The following is a 22,511-nucleotide window of genomic DNA, read 5'->3' as shown; positions in this document are numbered from 1 at the left end:
AGTTCACTGGGGCCGGCATCCCGAAGGACGAGCAAACGCTCGCACCCTCAGACACCCAACAGTGTGCCCGGAACAGTCCCGGATGATGATCACGTTCCACGCCGAAGCAGTACTGGTGAATTCATCCATCAACTGTGCCGAATAATCAACGTTCCACCCATGAGCAACCGTGCGAGTCATTCGCTCGCAGTCGGCCATGTGCTCCTTAGAAAGGAGGTGATCCAGCCGCACCTTCCGGTACGGCTACCTTGTTACGACTTCGTCCCAATCGCCAGTCCCACCTTCGACAGCTCCCTCCCACAAGGGGTTGGGCCACCGGCTTCGGGTGTTACCGACTTTCGTGACGTGACGGGCGGTGTGTACAAGGCCCGGGAACGTATTCACCGCAGCAATGCTGATCTGCGATTACTAGCAACTCCGACTTCATGGGGTCGAGTTGCAGACCCCAATCCGAACTGAGACCGGCTTTTTGAGATTCGCTCCGCCTCACGGCTTCGCAGCTCTTTGTACCGGCCATTGTAGCACGTGTGCAGCCCAAGACATAAGGGGCATGATGACTTGACGTCGTCCCCACCTTCCTCCGAGTTGACCCCGGCAGTCTCCTGTGAGTCCCCATCACCCCGAAGGGCATGCTGGCAACACAGAACAAGGGTTGCGCTCGTTGCGGGACTTAACCCAACATCTCACGACACGAGCTGACGACAGCCATGCACCACCTGTATACCGACCACAAGGGGGGCACCATCTCTGATGCTTTCCGGTATATGTCAAGCCTTGGTAAGGTTCTTCGCGTTGCGTCGAATTAAGCCACATGCTCCGCTGCTTGTGCGGGCCCCCGTCAATTCCTTTGAGTTTTAGCCTTGCGGCCGTACTCCCCAGGCGGGGAACTTAATGCGTTAGCTGCGGCACCGACGACGTGGAATGTCGCCAACACCTAGTTCCCAACGTTTACGGCGTGGACTACCAGGGTATCTAATCCTGTTCGCTCCCCACGCTTTCGCTCCTCAGCGTCAGTAATGGCCCAGAGATCCGCCTTCGCCACCGGTGTTCCTCCTGATATCTGCGCATTTCACCGCTACACCAGGAATTCCGATCTCCCCTACCACACTCTAGCCTGCCCGTATCGAATGCAGACCCGGGGTTAAGCCCCGGGCTTTCACATCCGACGCGACAAGCCGCCTACGAGCTCTTTACGCCCAATAATTCCGGACAACGCTTGCGCCCTACGTATTACCGCGGCTGCTGGCACGTAGTTAGCCGGCGCTTCTTCTGCAGGTACCGTCACTTTCGCTTCTTCCCTGCTGAAAGAGGTTTACAACCCGAAGGCCGTCATCCCTCACGCGGCGTCGCTGCATCAGGCTTTCGCCCATTGTGCAATATTCCCCACTGCTGCCTCCCGTAGGAGTCTGGGCCGTGTCTCAGTCCCAGTGTGGCCGGTCGCCCTCTCAGGCCGGCTACCCGTCGTCGCCTTGGTAGGCCATCACCCCACCAACAAGCTGATAGGCCGCGGGCTCATCCTTCACCGCCGGAGCTTTCAACCGCAGACCATGCGATCCGCAGTGTTATCCGGTATTAGACCCCGTTTCCAGGGCTTGTCCCAGAGTGAAGGGCAGATTGCCCACGTGTTACTCACCCGTTCGCCACTAATCCCCTCCCGAAGGAGGTTCATCGTTCGACTTGCATGTGTTAAGCACGCCGCCAGCGTTCGTCCTGAGCCAGGATCAAACTCTCCATGAATGTTTACCCGTGATCGGGTGCACATCCGAAGAGCGGAACAACCGGTCGGAATAAGACCGGTCGTTCACAGCGTCCTCGCTGTGATTGCCACCCCGCAAGCGGGATGGACTTTTTCAAAGGAACCTCGACCATCCGAAGATGGACGGGGTATCAACATATCTGGCGTTGATTTTTGGCACACTGTTGAGTTCTCAAGGAACGGACGCTTCCTTTGTACTCACCCTCTTCGGGCTTTCCTCCGGGCGCTTCCCTTCGGTCTTGCGTTTCCGACTCTATCAGACTCTTTCGTGTCCGATTCCCGGTCGGCGGGTTTTGCCTTTCAGTTCTCCGCTTTCGCGTTTCCCTTTCCGGCTGTTCCGACTTTATCAGAAGTTCTGAGTCGGAATTCCCCGCCCCCTGCGGGCAGCCCACAGCACACATGAGTGTGCGGGGTTCCCGTTCAGGCGGAGACGTAAACGTACTGGAGCGGAGCGCCCCGATGCAAATCGGGGGCCCCGCTCCGGAGTTGGCGGTGCCGGAGGCGTCAGACCTCGACGACGACCGGGAGGATCATCGGACGCCGGCGGTAGGTGTCGGAGACCCACTTGCCGACCGTGCGACGCACGAGCTGCTGCAACTGGTGCGGCTCGGCGACGCCGTCGGAGGCCGCCTTGGCGATCGCGTCCTCGATCTTCGGCATGACGGCCGCGAAGGTCGAGTCCTCGATGCCCGAGCCCCGGGCGTGGATGTTCGGTCCGCCCACGACCTTGCCGGTTGTGCTGTCGACGACGAGGAAGACCGAGATGATGCCTTCTTCACCGAGGATGCGACGGTCCTTGAGTGCGGGCTCCGTGACGTCGCCGACGGAAAGACCGTCCACGTACACATAGCCGGCCTGGACCTTGCCGACGATCGTGGCCTTGCCGTCGATCAGGTCGACGACCACGCCGTCCTCGGCGATCACGATGCGGTCCTTGGGGACGCCTGTCAGGGCGCCGAGCTCCGCGTTGGCACGCAGGTGGCGCCATTCACCGTGGACCGGCATCAGATTCTTCGGCTTGCAGATGTTGTAGAAGTACAGCAGCTCGCCGGCCGACGCGTGGCCCGAGACGTGGACCTTGGCATTGCCCTTGTGGACGACGTTCGCGCCCCAACGGGTCAGGCCGTTGATCACGCGATACACCGCGTTCTCGTTACCCGGGATGAGGGACGAGGCCAGGATGACCGTGTCGCCCTGGACGATGCGGATCTGGTGATCGCGGTTGGCCATCCGGGAAAGAGCGGCCATCGGCTCCCCCTGGGAACCGGTGCAGACGAGCACCACCTCGTGGTCGGGGAGATCGTCGAGGGTCTTGACGTCGACGACCAGGCCGGCCGGGACCCGCAGATAACCGAGATCCCTGGCGATGCCCATGTTCCGGACCATCGAACGGCCGACGAAGGCCACGCGCCTGCCGTACTCGTGGGCGGCGTCCAGGATCTGCTGGATTCGGTGGACGTGGCTGGCGAAGCTGGCCACGATGATGCGCTTCTGCGCGTTGGCGAAAACCGTGCGCAGGACGTTCGAGATGTCGCGCTCGGGCGGGACGAATCCCGGGACCTCCGCGTTCGTCGAGTCGGAGAGGAGGAGGTCGATGCCCTCCTCGCTCAGCCGCGCGAAGGCGTGGAGGTCGGTGAGGCGCCGGTCCAGCGGAAGCTGGTCCATCTTGAAGTCGCCGGTGTGGACGACCATGCCCGCAGGGGTGCGGATGGCGACCGCCAAGGCGTCCGGGATGGAGTGGTTGACCGCGATGAACTCGCAGTCGAAGGGACCGATGCGCTCACGGTGCCCCTCGGTCACCTCGAGGGTGTACGGGCGGATCCGGTGCTCCTGGAGCTTGGCCTCGATCAGCGCGAGGGTCAGCTTGGAGCCGATCAGCGGGATGTCCGGCTTCAGCCGGAGCAGGAACGGGACGCCGCCGATGTGGTCCTCGTGGCCGTGCGTGAGCACGATGCCGTCGATGTCGTCGAGGCGGTCCCTGACGGTGGTGAAGTCCGGCAGGATCAGGTCGATGCCGGGCTGCTCCTCCTCGGGGAAGAGGACACCGCAGTCGACGATGAGCAGCCGGCCGCCGTATTCGAAGACGGTCATGTTGCGGCCGATCTCACCGAGACCGCCGAGCGGCGTGACGCGCAGACCGCCCTTCGGCAGCTTGGGCGGCGCGCCGAGTTCAGGATGCGGATGACTCAAAAGACTCTCCTCACCATGTACGCCACCTGCCGCGGGGGCACGTGGCGTACATGACATTCGTGCACTTGCTGTTGTCCGTGTCCGGCCGGGTCCGTCGGCCGACCACTGCGGGTCGGCCCGTCTCGGTCTCGTCAGCCGGTTCGTCTATTCAGTTGTGAAGTCTGTTCAGAGCTCTACCCCGCCGGCTGCCAGGTCGACCTTGAGCTGCGCGGTTTCTTCCGGCGAGAGCTCGACGAGGGGAAGTCGGAGCGGACCGGCGGGCAGCCCCTGGAGGGTCAGTGCCGCCTTGGTCGTGATGACGCCCTGGGTGCGGAACATGCCGGTGAACACCGGCAGCAGCTTCTGGTGGATCTCTGTGGCCTTCTGGACGTCACCGCCGCGGTGGGCGTCGAGCAGCGCACGCAGCTCGGGCGTGACGACGTGGCCCACGACGGAGACGAAGCCGCAGGCGCCGACGGAGAGCAGCGGCAGGTTGAGCATGTCGTCGCCCGAGTACCAGGCGAGGCCGCTGCGGGCGATGGCCCAGCTGGCGCGGCCGAGGTCGCCCTTGGCGTCCTTGTTGGCGACGATCCGCGGGTGCTCGGCAAGGCGGACGATCGTCTCCGTGTCGATCGGCACGCCACTGCGGCCAGGAATGTCGTAAAGCATCACGGGCAGCTCGGTCGAGTCCGCGATGGCCCGGAAGTGGCGGAGCAGGCCCTCCTGAGGGGGCTTGTTGTAATACGGCGTGACGGCGAGCAGACCGTGCGCGCCGGCCCGTTCGGCGGCGCGGGCGAGCTCGATGCTGTGGCGGGTGTCGTTCGTGCCGATACCGGCGACGACATGGGCCCGGTCTCCGACCGCTTCCAGCACTGCCCGTACGAGCTGGTCTTTCTCCGCGTCGCTGGTGGTGGGCGACTCGCCGGTGGTGCCATTGACGACCAGGCCGTCGTTGCCTGCGTCCACCAGATGGGCGGCCAGCTGCTGGGCGCCCGCGAGATCAAGTGCGCCGTCCGCCGTGAAGGGCGAAACCATGGCGGTGAGGACCCGCCCGAAGGGGGTCTGCGGAGTGGAGATCGGAGCCATGGGTAACACGCTACTCGCTGCTCATCGCCGGATGCCCCCTTGGGGGGACGTGATGTACGACGTGGCATGCGGAGCCCGGCACTGCCTGCTCGGGGGTTCAAGCAGTGCCGGGTCCGTTTGATCAGCCTAGATGAACTTCTCGAAACGCCGCAATACGGACACCTCGTCCGGGTCCGCCGTACATGTGTGCCCTACTACGGTGCGATGCGTCCGTTGGCGTTGAATGCGGCGTATGTGAGCGGCATGAGCTTCGCCCAGTGCTGCTCCATCTTCTCGCCGACCATCTCGATCTCACGCTGTGGGAAGGACGGGACCTTCGCCAGCTCGTGCTGGGTGCGCAGGCCGAGGAAGTGCATCAGCGAGCGGGCATTGCACGTCGCGTACATCGAGGAGTACATACCGACGGGCAGAACGGCCCGGGCCACCTCGCGGGCGACGCCGGCGTCGAGCATCTCCACGTACGCCTCGTACGCACGGGTGTAGGAGTCGGTCATCACCCGGCCGGTCAGCTCCTGCTGCGCCTGGGTGCCCTCGACGAAGACGTACTTCCCCGGACGGCCTTCCTGGACGAGCTTGCGCTCGGCGTCAGGGATGTAGAAGACCGGCTCGAGGCGGCGGTAGCGGCCGGACTCCTCGTTGTACGACCAGCCGGCGCGGTGCCGCATGAACTCACGGAAGACGAAGATCGGTGCGCTGATGAAGAACGTCATCGAGTTGTGCTCGAAGGGGCTTCCGTGGCGGTCCCGCATCAGGTAGTTGATCAGACCCTTGGAGCGCTCCGGGTCCTTCGAGAGCTCCTCCAGGGACTGCTCGCCCGCGGTGGAGACGCGGGCGGCCCACAGCACGTCGGAGTCTCCGGCGGTGTGCTTCACCAACTCGACGGTCACGTCGCTCCGGAAGCTGGGCTTGGCCATCTCTGCGGGGGTCTCACTCACCGGCGGGGTCCTTCCATCTGCATCGCTCGGGCGGCGCCCACTCTACGGCGCGGCACCGACAGCGCCGACCATGCCGTCCGTTCGAGGTGTCCTTTGGTCAATTCGGGGAATTCGGGCACCGAATGACGTCCGCACTCGTCTGTACGAGTAGCGGTGCTCAACCACGCAGCCGTTCCGTCACGAGTTACAGGAGAGTCCCTGATGTCCCTCCCCCAGCCATCGCTGGGCGGTGCCCCCCGGCGAGAGGCCGTCCCCTTCGCGTTCGTCGCCGAGGCCGATGCCTTCCGCAGTAATGTCACTCCCCCTCCCCCCGTCCGCCCCAGCCGTTCAGAGCTCGCCGGTCGGGTTCTTGTCGGGCTGACCGTCGTGGCCGGCCTGGTGGGGTCGCTGCTCTTCGGGCTGCCGGCGCTGGACGCCGGGGGCACGCCCTCGCAGCCCAAGAAGTCCGAAGCGTCCCAGAACCGCTGAGGCCGTCGCCGCCGGGCGGCAGGGGGACGCCCAAGACCCCCTGGGGTGGTCGGCGTCCGGCGGCCTCGGTAGCCTCACCGGGCACAGCCCAACCGAGTGTGCTGGTGAGTGAGGATCAGTCGTGCCCCTGCCCTTCCTGACGGCCGACCGTGCTTTTGACACGCAAGAGGACGACGTCGCGCTGCCTTTCGACGATCACGACCAGTGGCGGCGTCCGTACCGGCCCGGCCCATGGCGGGTCGGGGCCGCCGCCCTGCTGTTGCTGCTCGCCTCGTTCGTGCTGATCGCAGGCGTGATCATCGCCTTCGCGGGTGCCCTGCCGGGTTCCGGGGCGTGCTTCGTGCTCGGCCTCTCGATGATCGCGGCCGCGCTGCGGCTGCTGCGCATGGGTGTCTGGGTCAGCCGGCACGGGCTGCGGCGCGTGGCCTTCTTCGCGACGACCACCGTCCCGTGGCGCCGTACCTCGGAACTGCGCACCGTGCAGCAGCCGGTGCGCTGGCTGGGCCTGCCCCGTACGGTGCAGGGTCAGGCGCTCGTGGCCGCCCGCCCGGGCGGGGAGCCGCTCACGCTCCTCACCTCCCACAACGCCGACTTCCTCTCACGCCCGGAAGCCTTCGACCGCGCCGCGGACACCGTGGAGGCGTGGGGCGCGGAGTACCGGACCGGCTGACCAGCCCTGCCCCCGCCGCCCCGGACGGCGCCGGATTCAGTTCGGGACGGGCCTGCCGTCGTGCAGCGCGATCGCGCGCTGCATCGCGCGGCGGGCCCGCGGTGTGTCACGGGCGTCGTGATAAGCGACGGCCAGCCGGAACCAGCAGCGCCAGTCGCCGGGGGAGTCCTCGGTCTCCGCGCGCCGCTTGGCGAACACGGCGTCCGCGGAATCACGGTCGATGCGCCCGCCGGGCGTACGGACCCGCTCGTCGACGGGCAGCCCGCCCTCGGCCTCCAGCTCGGCGGCCAGTTGATTGGCGCGGTTGACGAAACGGGTGTTCATCCACAGGAACCAGACGCCGATCACCGGCAGGATCAGCACCGCGACGCCGAACGTGACGGTCAGCGCGGTGCCCTGCTTCAGCAGCATCACGCCCCGGCTGCCGACGAGGACGAAGTAGACGACCAGGACGGCAGCCGTGACGAAGTACGTGATCTTTGCGCGCATGGGTCCGCTTCAGCCGAGGTCGAGGAAGTTCTCCAGGCCGAACGTGAGGCCGGGAGCGGACACCACACGGCGGACGCCGAGCAGGATGCCGGGCATGAAGCTGCTGTGGTGCAGGGAGTCATGACGGATGGTCAGGGTCTCGCCCTCCCCGCCGAGCAGCACCTCCTGGTGGGCCAGGAGCCCGCGCAGCCGGACGGCGTGCACCGGGACGCCGTCGACGTCCGCCCCCCGCGCACCCTCGAGGGCGGTGACGGTGGCGTCGGGCTGCGGCGCGCAGCCGGCCTCGGTGCGGGCCGCGGCGATGAGCTGGGCGGTGCGGGTGGCGGTGCCGGACGGGGCGTCGGCCTTGTTCGGGTGGTGCAGCTCGACGACCTCGACCGACTCGTAGTAACGAGCGGCCTGCTGGGCGAACTTCATGGTGAGGACAGCGCCGATGGAGAAGTTGGGCGCGATGAGCACGCCGGTCTCCGGGGAGGCGGCGAGCGACGTGTTCAGCTGCGCCAGGCGGTCGTCGGTCCAGCCGGTGGTGCCGACGACCGCGTGCATGCCGTGGCGTACGCAGAAGTCCAGGTTGCCCATCACGGAGGCCGGAGTGGTCAGCTCGACGACGACCTGGGTGCCGGAGTCCACAAGGGTCTCCAGCTTGTCGCCGCGGCCGAGCGCCGCCACCAGTTCCATGTCCTCCGCGGCCTCGACGGCGCGTACGGCTTCGGAGCCGATACGGCCCTTGGCGCCCAGGACGGCCACGCGCAGCTTGCTCATCGCTAACTTCCCTCGTTCCTAGGAGACCGATTCGTGGAGGCGGTCCGCCTGCTTGTCCTTGAGCGGGCCGATGACCGACAGCGACGGGCGCTGTCCCAGCACCTCGCCGGCCACCGCGCGCACGTCGTCGGGGGTGACGGCCGATATGCGGGCGAGCATCTCGTCGACCGACATCTGGGAGCCCCAGCACAGTTCGCTCTTGCCGATGCGGTTCATCAGCGCGCCGGTGTCCTCCAGGCCGAGGACCGTTGAGCCGGAGAGCTGACCGATGGCGCGCTCGATCTGCTCGTCGGGCAGGCCGTCGGAGGCGACCCGGTCGAGTTCGTCCCGGCAGATCTTGAGCACGTCGTGGACCTGGCTGGGCCGGCAGCCGGCGTATACGCCGAACAGGCCGGTGTCGGCGAAGCCGGACGTGTACGAGTACACGCTGTAGGCGAGGCCGCGCTTCTCCCGGACCTCCTGGAAGAGGCGGGAGGACATGCCGCCGCCGAGCGCGGTGTTCAGGACACCGAGCGCCCAGCGCCGCTCGTCGGTACGGGCGAGGCCCGGCACGCCGAGCACAACGTGTGCCTGTTCCGTCCTGCGGTTCTGGAGTTCGACCTTGCCCGCTGTGCGCAGCGCGCGGCTGCCGTCGCGGGGCGGCGTGGGGACGGCGTCCGTACGGGACAGTGCGCCGGCCCTGTCGAAGGCGCGGCGGACCTGGCGCACGACCGTGGCGTGGTCGATGTTGCCCGCGGCCGCGACGACGAGGTGGGTCGGGTCGTAGTGCTTCTTGTAGAAGCGCCGCACGCGGTCCGCGGTCAGGGCGTTCACGGTGTCGACGGTGCCGAGTACCGGGCGGCCGAGGGGCGTGTCGCCGAACATGGTGTGTGCGAACAGGTCGTGCACACAGTCGCCGGGGTCGTCCTCGGTCATCGCGATCTCCTCGAGGATGACACCGCGCTCCGCGTCGACGTCCTCCTGAAGGATCAGCGAGCCGGTGAGCATGTCGCAGACCACGTCGATGGCGAGCGGCAGGTCGGTGTCGAGCACCCGCGCGTAGTAGCAGGTGTACTCCTTGGCCGTGAAGGCGTTCATCTCGCCGCCGACCGCGTCGATCGCGGCGGAGATGTCGAGGGCGGACCGCTTGTGGGTGCCCTTGAAGAGGAGGTGCTCGAGGTAGTGCGTCGCGCCGCCGAGGGAGGGCGTCTCGTCGCGTGAGCCGACGTTCGCCCAGATGCCGAAGGTGGCGGACCGTACGGAGGGCAGCGTCTCGGTGACGACGCGCAGACCGCCGGGGAGGGTGGTGCGCCGGACGGTGCCGATTCCGTCCTTGCCCTTGAGCAGGGTTTGGGTACGGGCGACGGCCCGCGCCTCCGAGGAGGTGCGGGCCGTCGCCTGTGAACTACGGGACGTCACTTGGCAGCGTCGTCCTTCGTCTCGTCGCCCTCTTCGCCCTCGACCACGGGGATGAGGGAGAGCTTGCCGCGCGAGTCGATCTCGGCGATCTCGACCTGGACCTTGGAGCCCACGGCGAGCACGTCCTCGACGTTCTCCACGCGCTTGCCACCGGCGAGCTTGCGGATCTGCGAGATGTGCAGCAGGCCGTCCTTGCCCGGGAGCAGGGACACGAACGCACCGAAGGTCGTCGTCTTCACGACGGTGCCCAGGTAACGCTCGCCGACCTCCGGCATGGTCGGGTTGGCGATGCCGTTGATCGTGGCGCGGGCGGCCTCGGCGGCCGGGCCGTCGGCGGCACCGATGTAGATGGTGCCGTCGTCCTCGATCGTGATGTCGGCGCCGGTGTCCTCCTGGATCTGGTTGATCATCTTGCCCTTGGGGCCGATGACCTCACCGATCTTGTCCACCGGGATCTTGACGGTGATGATGCGCGGCGCGTTCGGGGACATCTCGTCCGGAACGTCGATCGCCTCGTTCATCACGTCGAGGATGTGCAGACGCGCGTCACGGGCCTGCTTCAGCGCGGCGGCCAGGACCGAGGCGGGGATGCCGTCGAGCTTGGTGTCGAGCTGAAGCGCGGTGACGAAGGTCTTGGTGCCGGCGACCTTGAAGTCCATGTCACCGAAGGCGTCCTCCGCACCGAGGATGTCGGTGAGGGCGACGTAGTGCGTCTCGCCGTCGATCTGCTCGGAGATCAGGCCCATGGCGATACCGGCGACGGGGGCCTTGAGCGGCACACCGGCGTTCAGCAGCGACATGGTGGAGGCGCAGACCGAGCCCATGGACGTCGAGCCGTTGGAGCCCAGCGCCTCGGAGACCTGGCGGATGGCGTAGGGGAACTCCTCGCGCGTCGGCAGCACCGGCACGATGGCGCGCTCGGCGAGCGCTCCGTGGCCGATCTCGCGGCGCTTGGGCGAGCCCACGCGGCCGGTCTCACCGACGGAGTACGGCGGGAAGTTGTAGTTGTGCATGTACCGCTTGCGGGTCACCGGGGAGAGGGTGTCCAGCTGCTGCTCCATGCGGAGCATGTTCAGGGTGGTGACGCCCAGGATCTGGGTCTCGCCACGCTCGAACAGCGCGGAACCGTGCACGCGCGGGATGGCCTCGACCTCGGCCGCGAGCGTACGGATGTCCGTGATGCCTCGGCCGTCGATGCGGACCTTGTCCTTGATGATCCGCTCGCGGACCAGCTTCTTGGTCAGCGCGCGGTAGGCGCCCGAGATCTCCTTCTCGCGGCCCTCGAAGGCCGGGAGGAGCTTCTCGGCGGCGAGCTCCTTGATGCGGTCGAGCTCGGTCTCGCGCTCCTGCTTGCCGGCGATGGTCAGCGCCTGGGCGAGCTCGCTCTTGACGGCGGCGGTCAGCGCCTCCAGGACGTCGTCCTGGTAGTCGAGGAAGACCGGGAACTCGCCGGTGGGCTTGGCAGCCTTGGCGGCGAGGTCCGACTGCGCCTTGCAGAGGACCTTGATGAACGGCTTCGCGGCCTCGAGACCTGCGGCGACGACCTCCTCGGTCGGCGCCTCGGCGCCGCCCTTGACGAGCTCGATCGTCTTCTCGGTGGCCTCGGCCTCGACCATCATGATCGCGACGTCGCCGTCCTCGAGGACGCGGCCGGCGACCACCATGTCGAAGACGGCGTCCTCGAGCTCGGTGTGCGTCGGGAACGCGACCCACTGGCCCTTGATCAGGGCGACACGGGTGCCGCCGATCGGGCCGGAGAAGGGCAGACCGGCCAGCTGCGTGGAGCAGGAGGCGGCGTTGATGGCGACCACGTCGTACAGGTGGTCGGGGTTGAGAGCCATGATCGTCTCGACGATCTGGATCTCGTTGCGCAGGCCCTTCTTGAAAGAGGGGCGCAGCGGGCGGTCGATCAGGCGGCAGGTGAGGATCGCGTCCTCGGAGGGCCGGCCCTCACGGCGGAAGAAGGAGCCGGGGATCTTGCCGGCTGCGTACATCCGCTCCTCGACGTCCACCGTGAGGGGGAAGAAGTCGAGCTGGTCCTTGGGCTTCTTCGAAGCGGTGGTGGCCGACAGCACCATGGTGTCGTCGTCCAGGTACGCCACGGCGGAACCGGCGGCCTGCTTGGCCAGGCGGCCCGTCTCGAAGCGGATGGTGCGGGTGCCGAAGGCGCCGTTGTCGATGACGGCCTCGGCGTAGTGGGTCTCGTTCTCCACTATGGGTTTCTCCTACGTGTTCGTCTTTTCGTCCGTCGGCCCGTGTGGCCGGGGACGGTGGTGGAGGAGAAGCGCCTTGGGTGCGGGCCGGTCTTCGATCGAAGCACCCGGGACGATGTCCGGGGGCCACTACCGAGGACCGGCGGCGAGCAGGCGGCTTCTCGCTCTTTGGATATGGCGTTGTGCGACCAGACTAATTGGCGTCCGGCACATCGCGCACGTACAGCAAAGGGAGCGGCCCCCTAAGAGTGGGAACCGCTCCCTTCACGGCGTCTTACTTGGCACCGCCGGCAGCACCGCGGCGGATACCGAGCCGGTCCACCAGCGTACGGAAGCGCTGGATGTCCTTCTTGGCCAGGTACTGCAGCAGGCGGCGGCGCTGGCCGACCAGGATCAGCAGACCACGACGGGAGTGGTGGTCGTGCTTGTGCGTCTTGAGGTGCTCGGTCAGGTCCGAGATGCGGCGGGTGAGCATCGCAACCTGGACCTCGGGGGAGCCGGTGTCGCCCTCCTTGGTGCCGAACTCGGTCATGATCTGCTTCTTCGTAGCGGCGTCGAGAGACACTCGGTACTCCTCATGGTTTCGATGCGCCCGCGAGTGCCCCTGGTCTCTGTCTCAGGGGAGCTTCCGTGACTCGGAGGCAAAGGTCCGACAGGCGCTGCACTCCGGAATCCGCAGGACTCCGGGATCGCGTACACAATCGGCCGTTACACAGCGTACCAGCCTGCCGGAGCCCGCCCGGCCCGGTACCGGCCGGGCGCAGCCACGCCCGGCCGGCCCACGGCTAGCTGGTGAGTGAGCGGGCCGCGTCGTAGACGTCCAGGACGGCGAGGCAGAGCGGGACCAGGGAGAGCAGCACGGCGCCCTCGGTGATGTCCAGCAGCCGGCCCCAGAAGGGGGAGAGGCCCTTCTTGGGGATGACCAGTCCGATCGCCGTGATCAGCGCGGCACCGGCGGCCACGGCGGCCGTCAGCCAGATCGTACGGATGTCCAGGCCGCCCCGGTCGCCGTACATCAGGAAGTCCTTCATCAGGTCGACCGGCGGGTTCAGGGAGAGGCCGAGGACCAGCAGGGCGATGGCCGCGATGCCCGCCACCAGGGTGCAGGCGACCTGCGAGGTGTAGCGGAACAGGCGGGCGCGCAGCAGCATCGCCAGGCCCGCGGCCAGGGCCAGGAACTGCCCCCAGACGTTGCTGGAGAAGCCGAGCACGGCGGCGCAGCCGACGACGACCGCGGCGCAGCCGCCGACCAGGCCGAGCAGCATCTCGTGGCCGCGGCGCGCCTGGGCGGCGATCCGCTCGGCGTCGACCGGCTCGGCCTCGGGCGGTTCGTTCGGGTCCGTGTAGCCGTCGCCCTCGAACTCGTCGGCGGCGCTGCGGGGCGCGGCATAGCCGATGGGGAGGCGGGCGAAGCGGGCCGAGAGTCCGGGCAGGAAGGCCACCAGGCCGATGGCGACCGGCACCACGACGGCCGCCGTCCCGGTCGCGGACCACTCCGTCATGATCGCCAGGAACGTGGCGGCGGTGCCGGTGACGGCCAGGAACGTGGCCGCGACGAATGGGGCGTCGCCGCTGGGCGTGAGGGCGACGAGGGCCACAGAGGCGATCAGCACCGTCACACAGCCGAGGAGGAACTGCAGCCTGCCGGGGCCGTGGCCCGCGTCGGGGCCGATGATTCCGGAGCCGGCGATGAGCAGGAGGGGCAGCGCCCCGAGTCCGAGGGCCACGGCCGTGCCTCGGTCCGCGTAGACGCGTGCCCGCACACCGGCGAAGGCGGTGAGCAGCACGCCCGCGGCGCCCGCGATGATGCCCGGCAGGCTGTGCATGTCGTGACGGACGGGATCGGCGAACCACAGCACGAAGCCCATCAGGACGAGCAGCAGCACGCCGCCGACGAGGCCGGCTCCGCGAAGCAGGTCGTCGCTCCACAGGTGACGGTCGCGGACCACGGCGGACGCCACGGCGTCGGAGACGTCGTCGAAGACGGCCGGGGGCAGGGACTCCGCGAACGGACGCAGGCTCAACACGTCGCCGTCCACCACCCGTTGGGCGGCGAGGGACCGTGCGCCGTCGAGGACCGTGCCGTCCCTGCGGACCAGGTGGTAGCCGGTGGGTGCGCCCGCCGCCTGAGTCTGTCCGGTCAGGCGCAGGATCTCCGGATAGACATCGGCAACGGCGATGTCCTCGGGGAGGGCAACATCGATACGACTGTCCGGCGCCACAACGGTGACGCGGCAGAAGCCGGTCGCTGCGGTCGTACTCACGTGTGTGGACCCCCTGATTCGCGGTTGCGCACGATGCGCGCGCCACCCTACCGGGACACGTGGGACCGGTCTGCAAGTAGGATCACCGTCGCGCGGAGGGGAGCGCGCCGATCACCCGGTCCCGGGGGCGTCGGTGGCGGAACCGGCCCATCCGTCTTCCGTCCGTCTCGAGGGATTGATGCTCCGGTGAGCCAGATCGTCGTGAAACGCCCGCCGAGGTCCCTGCCGCCCGAAGTCCCCACAGGGGAACTGGTTCTGGAGGCGCCTCCAGAGCTGCCGCGAGGCCAGCAGGAGGGCATGCTGATGCAGGTCCTGCCGGTTCTCGGCATGGGCTCCTCCGTGGTCTTCTTCTTCTCGCCGCAGGCACCTCCGTTCATGCGCATCATGGGTGTGCTGATGCTGGTCTCGACAGTCGCGATGGTTGTGGCACAGGTCGTCAGGTACCGCCGCGGTACGCAGGGGCAAATGGCCGATGTCCGTCGTGACTACCTCAAATACCTCGCCCAGACGCGGCGCACGGTGCGCAAGACCGCACGTAAGCAGCGCGACGCGCAGCTCTATCTGCACCCCTCCCCCGAGCAGTTGTGGTCGGTGGTGGCCGAAGGGTCCCGCCTGTGGGAACGACGGGTGGGAGACAAGGACTTCGCCCAGGTCCGTATCGGCCTGGGCGCGCAGCAGCTCGCGACGCCGCTGATCGCTCCGGACACGGCGCCGGTCGACGAGTTGGAGCCGCTGGCGGCCGGTGCGATGCAGCAGTTCCTGGCTGCCCACGGTTCGTTGGACGGCCTGCCGATGGCCGTCTCGATGCGCGCCTTCTACCACGTGACGGTCTCCGGCGAGCCGGAGTCGGCGCAGGCCACGGCCCGTGCGCTCGTCTCCCAACTGGTGACGCTGCATTCGCCGGACGACCTGATGCTGGCTGTCGTCGCGGCGCCCGGCGCGGTGGCGCGCTGGGACTGGACGAAGTGGCTCCCGCACACCCAGGTGCCCGGTCAGGTGGACGGCGCCGGCACCAAGCGTCTGTTCGGCGACGACCTCGGTGAGCTGGAGCAGATGCTGCACAGCCGGCTCGACGGCCGGCCGCGCTTCAGCCGCGAGAACCAGCCCGTGATGGACCAGCCCCACATCGTCGTCGTGCTCGACGGCGGGATGGTGCCACCGGACTCCCTGTTCGCGGCGGCGGAGGGCCTGCAGGGCGTCACCATCGTCGAGGTCGTCTCAGGGGACCTGGACGAGCCCCGCGGCGGACTGTCCGTCGTCGTGCGGCCGGGCAGGCTCCGGCTGGAGTCCGGCTCGCGGGTGGCCTACGAGGGCATTCCCGACGGCATCTCGCTGCCCGCGGCTGAGGCGCTCGCCCGTCAGCTCGCGCCGCTGCGCATGGGGGGCGGCGACGACGACGAACCGCTGCTCTCCAACCTCGACTTCACCGATCTGCTGAACCTCGGCGACGCCGCGGGTATCGACGTGGCCCGCACGTGGCGGCCCCGTTCCGTGGCCGAGCGGCTGCGTGTGCCGATCGGCGTGGGCGAGGACGGCCAGCCGGTCATGCTCGACCTCAAGGAGGCCGCGCAGGAGGGCATGGGCCCGCACGGCCTCTGCGTCGGCGCGACCGGTTCCGGCAAGTCGGAGCTGCTGCGCACCCTGGTCCTCGGGCTCGCGGTGACCCACTCCTCCGAGACGCTCAATTTCGTTCTCGCGGACTTCAAGGGTGGTGCGACGTTCGCGGGAATGTCGCAGATGCCGCACGTCGCGGCGGTCATCACCAACTTGTCGGACGACCTGACGCTGGTCGACCGGATGGGCGACGCGATCCGCGGTGAGCTGCAGCGCCGCCAGGAACTGCTGCACAAGTCGGGCAACTACGCCAACATCCACGACTACGAGAAGGCCCGCGCGGCGGGCGCCGCGCTCGAGCCGCTCGCCTCGCTCGTGCTGGTTCTTGACGAGTTCTCCGAACTCCTCACCGCCAAGCCGGACTTCATCGACATGTTCATCCAGATCGGCCGCATCGGCCGTTCGCTGGGTGTCCATCTGCTGCTTGCGTCGCAGCGCCTCGAGGAGGGCAAGCTGCGCGGTCTGGACACGTACCTGTCGTACCGGATCGGTCTGCGCACCTTCTCGGCGGCCGAGTCCCGCACGGCGATCGGTGTACCGGACGCGTACCACTTGCCTTCCGTGCCCGGTTCCGGCTACCTGAAGTTCGGTACCGACGAGATGACCCGCTTCAAGGCGGCCTACGTGTCCGGTACGTACCGCACCGGGGGGCCGGACCTCTCGGTCGGCCATCTGTCCGTCGAGCGGCGGCCGGCGCTGTTCACCGCGGCTCCGGTGCCGGTCGTGTACGCGGCCCCCGATCCGTCGGCGACCGCACCGAGCGGTTCGGACGACGAGGCCCTCGCCGACACGGTCCTCGACGTGATCGTGCGCAGGCTTGAGGGTCAGGGCGTGCCGGCACACCAGGTGTGGCTGCCGCCGCTGGACCAGGCGCCGACGCTCGACCAGTTGCTGCCCGGCCTCGCTCCCACCGCGGATCGCGGACTCACCGCGACCGAGTACACCCGGCCGGGTGGTCTGATCGTGCCGCTGGGCCTGATCGACAAGCCGTTCGAGCAGCGGCGTGAGGTGCTGTACCGCGACTTCTCCGGTGCCGCGGGCCACATGATGGTGGTCGGCGGTCCGCAGTCCGGCAAGTCGACACTGATGCGCACCCTGATCTCCTCCTTCGCCCTCACCCACACACCGGGCGAAGTGCAGTTCTACGGGCTGGACTTCGGTGGTGGCGGTCTGTCGTCCCTCTCGGACCTGCCGCACGTCGGTGGTATCGCCTCGCGTCTCGACCCCGAACGGGTGCGGCGTGCCGTGGCCGAGGTCATGGGCGTCCTGAACCGGCGTGAGGAGTTCTTCCGGGCGAACGGCATCGACTCCATCCAGACGTACCGGCGCAAGCGCGCCGCGGGTGAACTGCCGGGCGAGGCCTGGGGAGACGTCTTCCTGGTCATCGACGGCTGGGGCGGCTTCAAGAACGACTACGAGATGCTGGAGCCCATCGTCTCGGACATCGCCGCCCGCGGCCTGGGCTACGGCATCCATGTCGTCATCACCGCCGCCCGCTACATGGAGGTGCGCGCGGCGCTGAAGGACCAGATGCTCGGCCGTCTCGAGCTGCGTCTGGGCGATGTGATGGACTCCGAGTTCGACCGCAAGGTCGCGGCCAACGTCCCGGCCGGGGTGCCCGGCCGTGGCCAGGTGCCGGAGAAGCTGCACTTCATGACGGCGCTGCCGCGGATCGACTCGGTGAGCAGCTCCGGCGACCTCGCCGACGGTGTTTCCGCGTTCGTCCAGGCGGTGAAGGGCAACTGGTCCGGTCCGGCGGCTCCGACGATCCGGCTGCTGCCGCGCAGGCTGCCCGCGGAGCAGCTGCCGAAGGGCTTCGAGTACCCCCAGCACGGCATCGCGATCGGCATCGACGAGACGAACCTGGAACCGGTCTTCGTCGACTTCGAGACCGATCCCTTCCTGATGGTCTTCGGCGAGAGCGAGTCGGGAAAGACGAACCTGCTGCGGCTCGTCGCCAAGCAGATCGCCGAGCGGTACACGCCGGAGCAGGCGCGCATCGTGGTGGGTGACTACCGGCGCACCATGCTGGAGGCCGTCCCGGCGTCCCACCTGCTCGAGTACGCGCCGATGGCGTCGGCGATGGAGATGCACATGGAGGCGATCTCCACGGTGATGGAACGGCGTGCTCCGAAGCCGGACATCACACCGCAGCAGCTGCGTGACCGCAGCTGGTGGTCGGGTCCGCAGCTGTTCGTCGTGATCGACGACTACGAACTGGTCGCCACCAACTCCGGCAATCCGCTGGCGTCGCTGGCCGAGAAACTGCCGTACGCGCGCGACGTGGGTGTCCGCTTCATCGTGGCGCGCAACGCCGCGGGAGCGTCCCGCGCGATGTACGAGCCGTTCATGCAGCGGATGAAGGAACTGGGCGGCCAGGGTGTCATCCTGTCCGGCAGCCCGGCCGAGGGCGACATCATGGGCAACGTGAGGGCCCGTCCGATGCCGCCGGGACGGGGCACCTTCGTGTCACGCAAGAGGGGCAACCCGCTGATCCAGGTCGGCTGGTACCCGGGTCAGTAGCGGCGCGTCGGCCGGCTCCCCGGTCGCCTTGCACACCGCCCGGCCGTTCGTCAAGAACGGCCGGGCGTACGCAGTAGTGTGACCATCTGCAACTGCTGGGTGACATGCATGGAGGGACGCGCCGATGACTGACGCAGTCGACAAGGAACGTCAGAAGGAAGAGCTGTACGCCCTCGACATCTCCGGTGTGGAGTGGGTCGGCGCTCCCGGCACGAGTCCGGACGAGGAACGGGTGGAGATCGCCCACCTGCCGGGCGGCGCCGTCGCGATGCGGTCATCGCTGGACCACGACACGGTGCTGCGCTACACGGACGCCGAATGGCGGGCCTTCGTGCTGGGCGCGCGGGACGGCGAGTTCGACCTCAAATAGCGGCGTCACGACGAAGGGGGCTGCCCGCCGGTGCGGGCAGCCCCCTTTCGCGTGGGAGACGGGCGGTTCAGCCCATCATCATGCGGAACCGTGCGGCGTTGCCCTTGTCGGTGTCCTGGTAGCCGATGACGGCGTCGCCCAGCAGGCGGGCGATCGTCTGCAGGTCCTGGTTCATGCCGTCCATGTCGGTGGCGAGCTGCTTCTGGATGGCCACGTAGGCCTCCTTGGCCTCACCCTGCCACGCGCCGGCGACACGGTTGACGTGGCCCAGCAGGATGCGGAGTTCGTCCGCCAGGTCCGAGGCGGTCTTCACCGTGTCGCGCGCGGCCTGGGTCACTGTGTCGTAATTGACGGCAGTGGTCATTGATCTCTCCTGGTAGTGAAGTTCGGCGAACGGTCGATGCGGACGGGACTGTCCGGCTCAGACTTCGAGGATGGCGCTGGTGTTGCCCTTGGCGTTCTCCATGCCGGCGAAGCTCGACATGCGCTTGCGCTCTTCCTCGTCGAAGCCGTCGGCGCTCATCTTCACAATGTTCTGGAGGTTCTCGAGGCTCTGCTGCAGGTTGGCCAGACGGCGGTTCACCTGGGTCTGCACCTGGTCGTACTGCTGGCTCGCCGCACCCTGCCAGCCCGCCTGAATGCGGTCGACAACGCCGTTCAGGGAGGTGATCCGACTGTTCAGCTCGGTCGAGAAGTTCTGGATCTTGCCGCTGAGTTCGGTGATATCACCGGTGGTTACGTCGAGATTCTTGTCCGACATCGTGCCCCTTCTTCCTGCGACAGTGACTGTAGACGGAAGCCGTTCGGATGCCGCCCCCGTGCCGGACCATTGGTCCGACTGTCACTCTATCCACTTGGTACGACGGTTCCAACTGCAAAGCAGTTTCGGCTACTTGCTTCAGCGTGCCCGTTTCCGAGCGGTGTCGCGGACGACCGTCGCGGTCCCCGCGATCACCGCCACCAGTACGACGCCGATACCCAGCGCGTAGGTTGCATAGCGTTCGTTGCGTTCCTGGACGGTCTCCGTCATGGCCAGGTGCGCCGGTTCCGGCGCGGGCGGTTTGGCCGGTCCGGGGTCCGGCCGGGGGGCGGCCTGGGGCTTGTCGTCGCCGCTCAGGGCGCGTACGGGGTCGATCACTCCCCAACCGACGAAGTTGTCATGGCCGTTGATGCTGCGGGTCGCGGTCTGCTCGATCTCGGCGATGATCTCGGCCGGCGTCCACCGGGGGTGCTTGGCCTTCAGCAGGGCCGCCACCCCGGCGACGTAGGGGGCCGAGAAACTGGTGCCGTTGTCGATGCACTGGCCGTTGCCCGGAACGGTGGAGACGATGTCCACGCCCGGGGCGGCGACGCCCACGAATTCACCGGCCTGTGAGAAGACCGCCCGCTCGTTGTTCCGGTCGGAGGAGGCGACGGCCAGCACACCCGGAAAAGCGGCCGGGTAGGTGTTCTTGACCTCGCCGTCCATGCCGTCGTTGCCGGCCGACGCGACGACGACGACGCCCGCCGTTATCGCCCGCTGCACCGCCTTGCCCAGCGCCGAATCGGGTCCGAGCGGCTTGACGGTGTCCTGGGAGATGTTGATGACATCGGCGCCCTTGGCGATGGCGTGGTCGATCGCCGTCGCCATGGTGCGGTCGTTGCCACTGTTGTTCTCGTCGTTCTGGCGGATCGGGATGATGGTCGACTCGGGTGCGATGCCGACGAAGCCGGTTCCCTCGCGGGGCCGTGCGGCGATGATGCCCGCCACCTTGGTGCCGTGGCCCACCAGGTCGACGGTGCCGTCCGTCTTGCCGCGCTTCTCGTCGCTGTTCTTCTTGTCCGGCTTGAGGAGGTCCTTGCCCGCTGAGGCGTCGACGGCCGGCTTCAGCTGCACGTTGTCGTTGTCGACCCCGGTGTCGATGACCGCGACCCGGACGCCCTTGCCCTTGGTGTCCTGCCACAACTCGTCGAGCAGGACCCGCTGAAGGGGCCACGGGGTGCCCGCTATCTGCTCCTTCATGGGGAAGGTGCACTCGCCGCTGCCGTCGAGGGCCGGTCCTCCCGCCCCATCGGCGGCCACGGCCGCCGGCGTCGCGGCCGTCAGGGCGGTGAGCAGCGCGGCGGCGGCCGTGGCCGCGGCCCGCTTGAGCGGATACAGCATCGGCGCTCCTTACGAACCCTGCGGCTGGCGTGCGCTGTTGGTGTCCAGCCGCGGGCCCTTGGACAGGAACTCGGACCAGGTGATCGGGACCAGCGACGGGACGATCTTGCCGTATCCGAGCCGAATCTGCGCCTGGCTGGGTTCGGGGCGGCCGTCCTGCTGCTGCCCCTCGCCTCCGGCGCCGATGTCGGAGCGGTCGGAGTCGCTGTCGCCGTTGGCCTGCACCGCGTAGCGCAGCCCGGTGTCGGTCACGAGGAAGAGAGAACCGTCGGGCTTGGTCTGGTTGCCCTGGACCTGGGTGTAGAGCAGTCCGGAACCGGGAGTGACGTAGGTGCTGGTGCCGCCGGCGGTGATCTCCGCCGGGTAGGCGGAGCCCGCCCAAGTGGACAGGGTGGTGCGGCCCTTGTCGTCGACCTTCCGGAGCACGCTGCAGACGGTGTCGCGCCCGCCGTTCGCGGAGTTGACGTGCTCGGCCCTCGGTTCGGGCCAGCGGTTCTGCGCGCCGAAGACCTCGGACTCCGGGGCGAAGGAGGCCGCGTCGACCACCGCAGCCTGTCCGCCCATGTCGAGCTCGTCCGTCTGGGGAGAGTTGATCAGGAGCCACGCGGTGAAGTCCGACACCGGCTGGACCTTGCCCTCGAGCACGACGTAGTGCCGTGGCCCGGCGCCCGTCTGGGCCTGGAGCACCATGCCCACCCGGTCCTGCTCGGCGGTCAGTCCGCCGCCGACGCCGGCCGGTACGCCCACCTGACCCTGGATCACGGGGAAGTCGATCGGGCTGCCGTCGTGGAGCGTCGCCAGCCACTCCTCCGTGACGGGCTGCGGCTCGGTGCGGTCGCCGACCAGGGCGCGGGTGAGGAGGTCGGCGTCGTTCTCCGTTCCGCGAACCAGGTACTTGGTGCCTGCCGCGTCGATGAGGTAACGCCCGCTCTTGCCCTCTACGTACAGGACCTGCCCACCGGTCAGCCGGTTCTTCCCCTCGGTCCTCTTGAGGTCCCGGTCGGCGAAGATGAACGTCGCCTTCTGCGCCGACGCGCCCTGGCCGGCGCCCGGTTGCTCGCACACCGCCCAGCGCTTGGCCTGGCCCGCCTCCTTCTCGCTGGGCAGGCGGTCGGGCGCGTACGGGATGCCGAGGATCGGGCCACGGGCCGGCTTGCCCGAGTCCAGGATGTCGTCGGCGACCTGAATGACCTTGAACTGCTCCGGGGTGAGCAGCAGTCGGGCCGAGGCGAGGTTCAGCACCGGGTGCAGCAGGACCTTCTTGTTCTTGCCCTTGCCGGTCTCGAGTACCACGTAACGCGTGGTGGAGTCCTTGCCGACGATCACCTTGGTGCCCGGAGCCGCCCAGTCCTTGGGGGCCTTGGGCTTGAACATGCCGAACGCGCCGAAGCCGGCCAGGATCAGCACTCCCACGATCAGGCCGGGGACGATCGCGCGCAGCGGCCGCGGCGCCCCCTCCTCCGTGCCGGACGGGGAGGGTTGGAGGAATGCCGCCACTGTGCGCTTCTTCGCAAAGGTGTATGCGTTGAGCTCATCCCGCCGTGATGCCATGAGTCCCCATTGGTAAAGAAGGCACTGTCTCCCCGCGAGGCCCGTGTGGTGAGCGCGGCCCCGGGCCCTGCCGTTCGGACCGGCCCCCTACTATGCCTGT

General features: G+C 68.0%; 17 protein-coding genes and 1 rRNA gene. 4 read left to right on the top strand and 14 right to left on the bottom strand.

Annotated features, from left to right (window positions below; all coding sequences use genetic code 11):
* Positions 1 to 209 precede the first annotated feature (209 nt).
* From MDN94_RS16720 to thyX, 4 genes are all read right to left on the bottom strand, one after another.
* Positions 210 to 1,737 (bottom strand): 16S ribosomal RNA (locus MDN94_RS16720).
* Positions 1,738 to 2,260: 523 nt separating this feature from the next.
* Positions 2,261 to 3,946 (bottom strand): ribonuclease J, encoded by a 1,686-nt coding sequence (locus MDN94_RS16715; protein WP_482726558.1) that lies wholly within the window; start codon positions 3,944 to 3,946, stop codon positions 2,261 to 2,263.
* A gap of 165 nt (positions 3,947 to 4,111) precedes the next feature.
* Positions 4,112 to 5,011 (bottom strand): 4-hydroxy-tetrahydrodipicolinate synthase, encoded by a 900-nt coding sequence (dapA, locus tag MDN94_RS16710; RefSeq protein WP_482726557.1) that lies wholly within the window; start codon positions 5,009 to 5,011, stop codon positions 4,112 to 4,114.
* 194 nt (positions 5,012 to 5,205) lie between these two features.
* Entirely contained in the window at positions 5,206 to 5,946 is a 741-nt protein-coding gene (gene thyX, locus MDN94_RS16705; protein ID WP_482726556.1) for an FAD-dependent thymidylate synthase, read from the bottom strand.
* Positions 5,947 to 6,147: 201 nt separating this feature from the next.
* Between thyX and MDN94_RS16700 the strand changes: the two genes are divergently transcribed.
* Positions 6,148 to 6,414, top strand: coding sequence for a hypothetical protein (locus MDN94_RS16700; RefSeq protein WP_441266338.1), 267 nt, complete (start codon positions 6,148 to 6,150; stop codon positions 6,412 to 6,414).
* A gap of 121 nt (positions 6,415 to 6,535) precedes the next feature.
* Entirely contained in the window at positions 6,536 to 7,084 is a 549-nt protein-coding gene (locus MDN94_RS16695; protein WP_482726555.1) for a hypothetical protein, read from the top strand.
* Between the two features lie 36 nt (positions 7,085 to 7,120).
* On the opposite strand, the gene MDN94_RS16690 is transcribed toward MDN94_RS16695, so the two are convergent.
* From MDN94_RS16690 to eccD, 6 genes are all read right to left on the bottom strand, one after another.
* Complete coding sequence (locus MDN94_RS16690) at positions 7,121 to 7,573, bottom strand: hypothetical protein (RefSeq protein WP_482726554.1); 453 nt, start codon at positions 7,571 to 7,573, stop codon at positions 7,121 to 7,123.
* A gap of 9 nt (positions 7,574 to 7,582) precedes the next feature.
* Positions 7,583 to 8,335: a 4-hydroxy-tetrahydrodipicolinate reductase gene (gene dapB / locus MDN94_RS16685; RefSeq protein WP_482726553.1), complete on the bottom strand. Its 753-nt coding sequence runs from the start codon at positions 8,333 to 8,335 to the stop codon at positions 7,583 to 7,585.
* Between the two features lie 18 nt (positions 8,336 to 8,353).
* Positions 8,354 to 9,733 carry a M16 family metallopeptidase gene (locus MDN94_RS16680; protein WP_482726552.1) on the bottom strand — a complete coding sequence of 460 codons (1,380 nt, stop codon included), beginning with the start codon at positions 9,731 to 9,733 and terminating at the stop codon, positions 8,354 to 8,356.
* Positions 9,730 to 11,946: a polyribonucleotide nucleotidyltransferase gene (locus MDN94_RS16675; protein ID WP_307708593.1), complete on the bottom strand. Its 2,217-nt coding sequence runs from the start codon at positions 11,944 to 11,946 to the stop codon at positions 9,730 to 9,732. The genes MDN94_RS16680 and MDN94_RS16675 overlap by 4 nt, the downstream gene beginning before the upstream one ends.
* Before the next feature lie 274 nt (positions 11,947 to 12,220).
* Positions 12,221 to 12,511: a 30S ribosomal protein S15 gene (gene rpsO, locus MDN94_RS16670; protein WP_482726551.1), complete on the bottom strand. Its 291-nt coding sequence runs from the start codon at positions 12,509 to 12,511 to the stop codon at positions 12,221 to 12,223.
* A 220-nt stretch (positions 12,512 to 12,731) separates the two neighbouring features.
* On the bottom strand, positions 12,732 to 14,210 hold the full coding sequence (gene eccD / locus MDN94_RS16665; protein ID WP_441266342.1) for a type VII secretion integral membrane protein EccD: 1,479 nt from the start codon (positions 14,208 to 14,210) through the stop codon (positions 12,732 to 12,734).
* A 186-nt stretch (positions 14,211 to 14,396) separates the two neighbouring features.
* On the opposite strand from eccD, the gene eccCa reads away from it, so the two are divergent.
* Positions 14,397 to 18,347 carry a type VII secretion protein EccCa gene (gene eccCa, locus MDN94_RS16660; RefSeq protein ID WP_482726550.1) on the top strand — a complete coding sequence of 1,317 codons (3,951 nt, stop codon included), beginning with the start codon at positions 14,397 to 14,399 and terminating at the stop codon, positions 18,345 to 18,347.
* A gap of 124 nt (positions 18,348 to 18,471) precedes the next feature.
* Positions 18,472 to 18,717: a DUF397 domain-containing protein gene (locus tag MDN94_RS16655; RefSeq protein WP_441266344.1), complete on the top strand. Its 246-nt coding sequence runs from the start codon at positions 18,472 to 18,474 to the stop codon at positions 18,715 to 18,717.
* 67 nt (positions 18,718 to 18,784) lie between these two features.
* On the opposite strand, the gene MDN94_RS16650 is transcribed toward MDN94_RS16655, so the two are convergent.
* From MDN94_RS16650 to eccB, 4 genes are all read right to left on the bottom strand, one after another.
* Positions 18,785 to 19,081 carry a WXG100 family type VII secretion target gene (locus tag MDN94_RS16650; RefSeq protein ID WP_159686316.1) on the bottom strand — a complete coding sequence of 99 codons (297 nt, stop codon included), beginning with the start codon at positions 19,079 to 19,081 and terminating at the stop codon, positions 18,785 to 18,787.
* A gap of 57 nt (positions 19,082 to 19,138) precedes the next feature.
* Positions 19,139 to 19,477 carry a WXG100 family type VII secretion target gene (locus MDN94_RS16645; RefSeq protein WP_441266345.1) on the bottom strand — a complete coding sequence of 113 codons (339 nt, stop codon included), beginning with the start codon at positions 19,475 to 19,477 and terminating at the stop codon, positions 19,139 to 19,141.
* 138 nt (positions 19,478 to 19,615) lie between these two features.
* Positions 19,616 to 20,860: a type VII secretion-associated serine protease mycosin gene (gene mycP / locus MDN94_RS16640; RefSeq protein WP_482726549.1), complete on the bottom strand. Its 1,245-nt coding sequence runs from the start codon at positions 20,858 to 20,860 to the stop codon at positions 19,616 to 19,618.
* 9 nt (positions 20,861 to 20,869) lie between these two features.
* On the bottom strand, positions 20,870 to 22,411 hold the full coding sequence (eccB, locus tag MDN94_RS16635; RefSeq protein WP_482726548.1) for a type VII secretion protein EccB: 1,542 nt from the start codon (positions 22,409 to 22,411) through the stop codon (positions 20,870 to 20,872).
* Positions 22,412 to 22,511 lie beyond the last annotated feature (100 nt).

Source organism: Streptomyces sp. WAC00040 (assembly GCF_056835925.1).
This window is presented reverse-complemented; position numbering and strand designations above follow the sequence as displayed.